A 5,761-nucleotide genomic window follows, 5' to 3' on the forward strand; every position below is an offset into this window, starting at 1 on the left:
ACCGCCGCCGCCCACCACGGCCTGGCCGACCCCGCCCTGCGCGCCGCGGCCCGCACCTGCCTGGCCGCGGCCGCCGACCGGGTGCCACCCGACCTGCGCCCCGAGGTGCACGCCCTGGCCGAGCAGGTCGAGGCCGGCACCGGGCCGGGCGCCGCCGTCCTGACCACCGCCCGCGCCCACGGGCCCGAGGCCGCACTGCTCGCGGCCACCGAGGAGGCAGCATGACCGGGATCGACACCGTCGTCCGCGACCTGACCGCGGCCCGCGAACGCACCCTGCACCTGACCGACCTGGACGAACCCGAGCTGCTGCGCCAGCACGACCCGCTGATGAGCCCGCTGGTCTGGGACCTCGCGCACATCGGCCAGCAGGAGGACCTCTGGCTGCTGCGCGGCGGGCAGGCCGGCCGCTGCGGCATCCTGCGCCCGGACGTCGAGCAGCTCTACGACGCCTTCACCCACCCCCGCGCCGTCAGGGACAAGCTCCCGCTGCTGCCGCCGGTGGAGGCCCGCGGGTACGTGGCCGAGGTCCGCGCCCGGGTGCTGGACCGGGTGGCCGACGCCGACGCCTTCGAGGTGGCCATGGTGGTCAGCCACGAGCAGCAGCACGACGAGACGATGCTGCAGACGCTCCAGCTGCGCCGCGGCCCCGCCGTCCTGGGCACCGGCACCCCGCTGCCGCCCGGCCGCCCCGGTGTCGCGGGCACGTCGGTGCTGGTCCCCGGCGGGCCCGCGCAGATCGGCGTCGACGGCACGGCCGAACCGTTCAGCCTGGACAACGAGCGGGGCGCCCACACCGTCGACGTCCCGGCCTTCCGGATCGGTCGGGTCCCGGTCACCGTCGCCGAGTTCGCCTCGTTCGTCGAGGACGGCGGCTACACCCGCCCGGAGCTGTGGACCGACCGCGGCTGGCAGGTGCGCACCGGGATGGGGCTGACGCACCCGATGGGCTGGCACGGGGACGGCACCCGCACCCGGTTCGGGGTGCACGAGGAGGTGCCCGCCGACGAGCCGGTGCAGCACATCACCTGGTTCGAGGCCGACGCGTACGCCCGCTGGGCCGGCGCCCGGCTGCCCACCGAGGTGGAGTGGGAGAAGGCGGCCGCCTGGGACCCGGCGACCGGCCGGCGCCGCCGCTTCCCGTGGGGGTCCACCGAGCCCACGCCGGAGCTGGCCAACCTCGGGGGCGGCGCGCTGCGGCCGGCCCCGGTCGGGGCGTACCCGGCGGGCGCGTCGGCCTACGGGGTCGAGCAGCTGATGGGCGACGTGTGGGAGTGGACGTCGTCGGACTTCACCGCGTGGCCCGGTTTCGCCCCGATGCTCTACGCCGACTACTCCGCGCCCTTCTTCGGCGGCGACTACAAGGTGCTGCGCGGCGGCGCCTGGTCGGTGGGGGCGTCGATCCTGCGGCCGAGCTTCCGCAACTGGGACCACCCGCAGCGGCGGCAGGTCTTCAGCGGCGTCCGGCTGGCCTGGGATGTGTAGGCACCTGGCGTACCTGGGACGACCGCGCACCCTGGCGTCCCTGGTGCTGGACCCGCCGTCCTCGCTGCTCGTGCAGTCCTACGCCCCCCGCCGGCAACGGCACGGCACGGTCAACGCCGACGGCTGGGGCGTGGGCTGGTGGGCCCCCGACCGGCCCGAGCCCGCCCGCTGGCGCGCAGCCACCCCGCTGTGGGGCTCGGCGTCCTTCGCCTCGGTGGCCCCGGCGGTGTCGTCGTCCTGCGTGCTGGCCGCCGTCCGCTCGGCCACCGTGGGCATGCCGGTCGACGAGACCGCCGCCGCCCCGTTCACCGACGGCCGCTGGCTGCTCTCCCACAACGGCCGGGTCGACCGCGCCGTGCTGCCGCCCGCCCCGGGCGCCGAGTCGGTCTGCGACAGCGCGCAGCTCGCCGCGGTCGTGTTCACCCGCGGCGTCGACGCGCTCGGCGACGTCGTCGTCGAAGTGGGGACGGCGGACCCCGCGGCGCGGCTCAACCTGCTGGCCACCGACGGCACCCGCCTGCTGGCCACCACCTGGGGCGACACCCTCTCGGTGCTCAGCCTCGACGAGGGCACCGTGCTGGCCAGCGAGCCCTACGACGACGACCCGCGCTGGACCGACGTCCCCGACCGGCACCTCGTCATGGTCAACCCCGACGGCACCGCCCTGGAGGCCCTGCAGTGAGCTTCACCCTGACCGACCACCTCGGCCCCGTCGACGCCGGCGCCGCGCTGTGCGCCGACGTGCGGGCCGGCCTCACCGCCACGCCCAAGACCCTGCCGCCCACCTGGTTCTACGACGCCCGCGGCAGCGAGCTGTTCGACGAGATCACCCGGCTGCCGGAGTACTACCCGACCCGCGCCGAGCGGGCCATCCTCGCCGAGCACGCCGACGAGGTCGCGGTGCTCTCGGGTGCGGACACCCTGGTCGAGCTGGGCAGCGGGACGTCGGAGAAGACCCAGCTGCTGCTGGAGTCGCTGACCACCGCCGGGACGCTGCGCCGGTTCGTGCCCTTCGACGTCGACCCGTCGGTGCTGCGGCACGCGGGGGCGGTGATCGGCGAGCGGTTCCCCGACCTCGCCGTCGACGCCGCGGTCGGCGACTTCACCCAGCACCTGGGCAAGCTGCCCCGCGAGGGCACCCGGCTGGTGGCCTTCCTCGGCTCGACGATCGGCAACCTCGAGCCCGGCCCGCGGGCGGCCTTCCTGGCCGACGTCGGCTCGGTGCTCGACCCCGGCGACTGGTTCCTGCTGGGCACCGACCTGGTCAAGGACACCGGCCGGCTGGTCGCGGCCTACGACGACGCGGCCGGGGTGACCGCGGCGTTCAACAAGAACGTGCTGGCGGTGGTCAACCGCGAGCTCGACGCCGACGCCGACCTGGACGCCTTCGAGCACGTGGCGCTGTGGGACCCGGAGAACTCCTGGATCGAGATGCGGCTGCGCTCGCTGCTCGACCAGGTGGTGCACATCGGCGCGCTCGACCTCGACGTCCCCTTCGCGGCCGGGGAGGACCTGCGCACCGAGGTGTCCACCAAGTTCCGCACCGAGCAGGTCGCCGAGGAGCTGGCGGCCGCCGGGCTGCGCGCCGCGGAGTGCTGGACCGACCCGGACGGGGACTTCGCGCTGACCCTCGCGACGCCGATCTGATCTTCTCCGCGTCCGCTGCATCCGGGGCGGGGGGTCCGGCGGAAGGAGGGGTGAGAGCACACCCACTCCACGGAAGGACACCCGATGACCCCGCTCCGCAGGACCCTCGTCGTCGGCGCCACCGGCGCCCTCGCCCTCGGCGCCTTCGCCGCCCCGGCCTCCGCCGCCGAGGACACCGCCACCGTCTCCGTCCTGCACGCCGTCCCCGGCGTCCCGGTCGACGTCTACGCCAACGGCGAGGAGCTGATCCCCGACTTCCAGCCGGGCACCCTGACCGACCCGCTGCAGCTGCCCGCCGGCACCTACGACCTGGCCATCTACCCGGCCGGCTCCGACCCGGCCAGCACCCAGCCGGCCGCCTCCGCGGACGACGTCAGCGTCCCGGCCGGCGCCGACGCCACGATCTCGGCGCACCTGACGGCCGACGGCACCCCGGTGCTGACCCCCTACGTCAACGACACCTCGGCGGTGCCGGCCGGCCAGGCCCGGGTGACCGTCCGGCACAACGCCGCGGCCCCGGCCGTGGACGTCCGCGCCGGTGGCCAGGTCATCGTCCCGAACCTGAGCAACCCGGGCGAGGCCAGCCTGGTGACCGCGGCGGGCACCGTCTCCGCCGACGTCGTGCTGGCCGGCACCGACACCGTGGCCATCGGCCCGGCCGACCTGACCCTGGCCGAGGGCACCTCGACCGTCGTCTACGCCTGGGGCTCGGAGGACGCGGGCTACCAGCTCGCCGTCCAGACGATCGAGGGCACGCACTCCAGCCCGTCCGGCGTCCCCGGTGGCTCGGCCGGCCTGGTGGACAGCAGCGTCCCGCTGCCGGTCGTCGGCGCCGCGCTGCTCGGCATGGTCGCCCTCGGCCTGGGCGCGCGGCGGCTGACCGCCGAGCGCGGCTGACCCGGGGCCACCCGTGCGCCCGGCGGTGCGCGTCCCCGTCCTCCTGGTCGTGCTGGGCGTGCTGCTCGTGGTCGGCGTGCCGACCACCTGGCTGCTCACCCGGCCGGGGACGTCGGAGGGCCCTCCGGTCGCCGAGGTGGTCGCGAACCCGTCCGGTCCGGCGGACCCACCCTCCGCCGGGCCGGACCCGGTCGGGTCGGGTGGGTCGTCGGGGGTTCCCCTCCCCCCGGTGACCACCCGCCCGGCCACCCCCCAGGTCGCCCCGGCCCTGCCGGCACCCACCCGGCTCGCGGTGCCGGCGCTGGGCATCGACGCCCCGGTCGACGCGGTCGGGGTCGAACCGGACGGGAACATGACCATCCCCGAGGACGTGTCCCGGGTCGGCTGGTACCGCTTCGGCCCCGCCCCCGGCGCGCCGGAGGGGTCGGCGGTCCTGGCCGGTCACGTCGACGACGCCGAGCAGGGTCTGGGTGCGATGTCCCCGCTGGCGCAGGCGTCGGTCGGGGACCGGGTGCAGGTCACCGACGACGCGGGCGGCTCGACCACCTGGCAGGTGGTGGCCCGCGAGGAGTTCAGCAAGCAGTCGGTGCCGCTGGCCGATCTGTTCGCCCGTAGCGGTCCGCCACGGCTGGTGCTCATCACCTGCGGCGGCCCGTTCCTGGCCGACGTCCGGTCCTACGAGGACAACGTCGTCGTGGTCGCCGAACCCGTCGCCTAGCTGCTGAAATGCCGATCACCCAGCGGGCACCTAGGCTCGCGATCATGGTCGCGATGGACGTACCCCCCGGTGCGGGGACCCCCGCGCCCGGGGAGCCCACCGACGACGAGGTCGGCCGGCGGTTCGCCGCCGGCGACGAGCAGGCCCTCGCCTGGGCCTACGAACGGTGGGGCGCCCAGCTGCACGGCATGGCCGTGCGGGCGATGGGCCCGGGACCGGAGGCCGAGGACGTCGTCCAGCAGTCCTTCGTCTCGGCCTGGACCGGGCGGCACGGCTTCCGCCCCGAGGCCGGTCCGCTGCCGGCCTGGCTGACCGGGATCTGCCGGCACCGGGTCGCCGACGCGTGGGCCCGCCGGGAGCGGGACCGCCGCGCGGCGGAGGCCGCCGCCGGCACAGCGGCACCCACCGCACCCGACCCGCTGGACCGCGCGGTGACCGACCGGGTGCTCGTCCTCGGCGAGCTGGAGCAGCTCGGCCAGCCCCAGCGGGGCATCATCGAGCTGGCGTTCTACGCCGACCTGACCCACAGCGAGATCGCCGAGCGCACCGGCCTCCCGCTGGGCACGGTGAAGAGCCACATCAGACGGTCCCTGGAACGGTTGCGGAGCAGGTTGGAGGCCGGCGGTGCAGCACCACTGCAGCCCTGAGGACCTCGCGCTCGCCGCCCTCGGCGAGCAGCTGCCGGCCCGTGACGCGCAGCACCTCGCCAGCTGCCCCACCTGCGCCGACGAGGTGACGTCGCTGCGCCGCGCGGTCGACGCACTCGACACCGCCGACCTGCCCGCCGACGACGGCCCCGCCATCCCCGTCCCCGACCGGGTGTGGGCGGCGATCGCGGCGCAGACCGGCGTCACCGCCACCCCCCGTCCCGCGGCCGCGCCGTCGCTCGTCGGCCTGCCCAGCGCGGGCGACCAGGACGACGCGTCGTCCGCACCGCCCACCCGACCCGCCCTGCGCTCGTTGCCCGCGCCGGAGGCCGACCGGTCGCCGGACCGCGACGCCGCGACGGGCCCCC

General features: G+C 76.2%; 6 protein-coding genes and 2 pseudogenes. All 8 read left to right on the top strand.

Going from position 1 to position 5,761, the window contains the following annotated elements:
* A pseudogene (locus NH342_RS21625) lies at positions 1-225 on the top strand (ergothioneine biosynthesis glutamate--cysteine ligase EgtA); the annotation flags it as partial.
* Positions 222-1,484: an ergothioneine biosynthesis protein EgtB gene (gene egtB / locus NH342_RS21630; RefSeq protein ID WP_253018216.1), complete on the top strand. Its 1,263-nt coding sequence runs from the start codon at positions 222-224 to the stop codon at positions 1,482-1,484. The pseudogene NH342_RS21625 and the gene egtB, both read left to right, overlap by 4 nt.
* Positions 1,485-1,527: 43 nt before the next feature.
* The gene (egtC, locus tag NH342_RS21635) at positions 1,528-2,166 is read left to right on the top strand and encodes an ergothioneine biosynthesis protein EgtC (protein WP_253018218.1); all 639 of its coding nucleotides are present in this window, start codon (positions 1,528-1,530) and stop codon (positions 2,164-2,166) included.
* Positions 2,163-3,131, top strand: coding sequence for an L-histidine N(alpha)-methyltransferase (gene egtD / locus NH342_RS21640; RefSeq protein ID WP_253018220.1), 969 nt, complete (start codon positions 2,163-2,165; stop codon positions 3,129-3,131). Before egtC ends, egtD begins: the two co-directional genes overlap by 4 nt.
* Positions 3,132-3,215: 84 nt before the next feature.
* The gene (locus tag NH342_RS21645; RefSeq protein ID WP_253018222.1) at positions 3,216-4,028 is read left to right on the top strand and encodes a DUF4397 domain-containing protein; all 813 of its coding nucleotides are present in this window, start codon (positions 3,216-3,218) and stop codon (positions 4,026-4,028) included.
* A gap of 25 nt (positions 4,029-4,053) precedes the next feature.
* The gene (locus NH342_RS21650; RefSeq protein ID WP_253018224.1) at positions 4,054-4,746 is read left to right on the top strand and encodes a class F sortase; all 693 of its coding nucleotides are present in this window, start codon (positions 4,054-4,056) and stop codon (positions 4,744-4,746) included.
* A gap of 53 nt (positions 4,747-4,799) precedes the next feature.
* Positions 4,800-5,393 carry an RNA polymerase sigma factor gene (locus NH342_RS21655; RefSeq protein ID WP_253018226.1) on the top strand — a complete coding sequence of 198 codons (594 nt, stop codon included), beginning with the start codon at positions 4,800-4,802 and terminating at the stop codon, positions 5,391-5,393.
* Positions 5,371-5,761, top strand: a pseudogene (locus NH342_RS21660) (ABC transporter substrate-binding protein); the annotation flags it as partial. The gene NH342_RS21655 and the pseudogene NH342_RS21660, both read left to right, overlap by 23 nt.

It is taken from the genome of Klenkia sp. PcliD-1-E, assembly GCF_024124375.1.
Classification (GTDB): domain Bacteria; phylum Actinomycetota; class Actinomycetes; order Mycobacteriales; family Geodermatophilaceae; genus Klenkia.

Excerpts from the sequence above, each read along its gene's own strand:
- egtB (WP_253018216.1), top strand. The coding sequence starts at position 222 with ATGACCGGGATCGACACCGTCGTCCGCGACCTGACCGCGGCCCGCGAA.
- NH342_RS21655 (WP_253018226.1), top strand. The coding sequence starts at position 4,800 with ATGGACGTACCCCCCGGTGCGGGGACCCCCGCGCCCGGGGAGCCCACC.
- NH342_RS21645 (WP_253018222.1), top strand. The coding sequence starts at position 3,216 with ATGACCCCGCTCCGCAGGACCCTCGTCGTCGGCGCCACCGGCGCCCTC.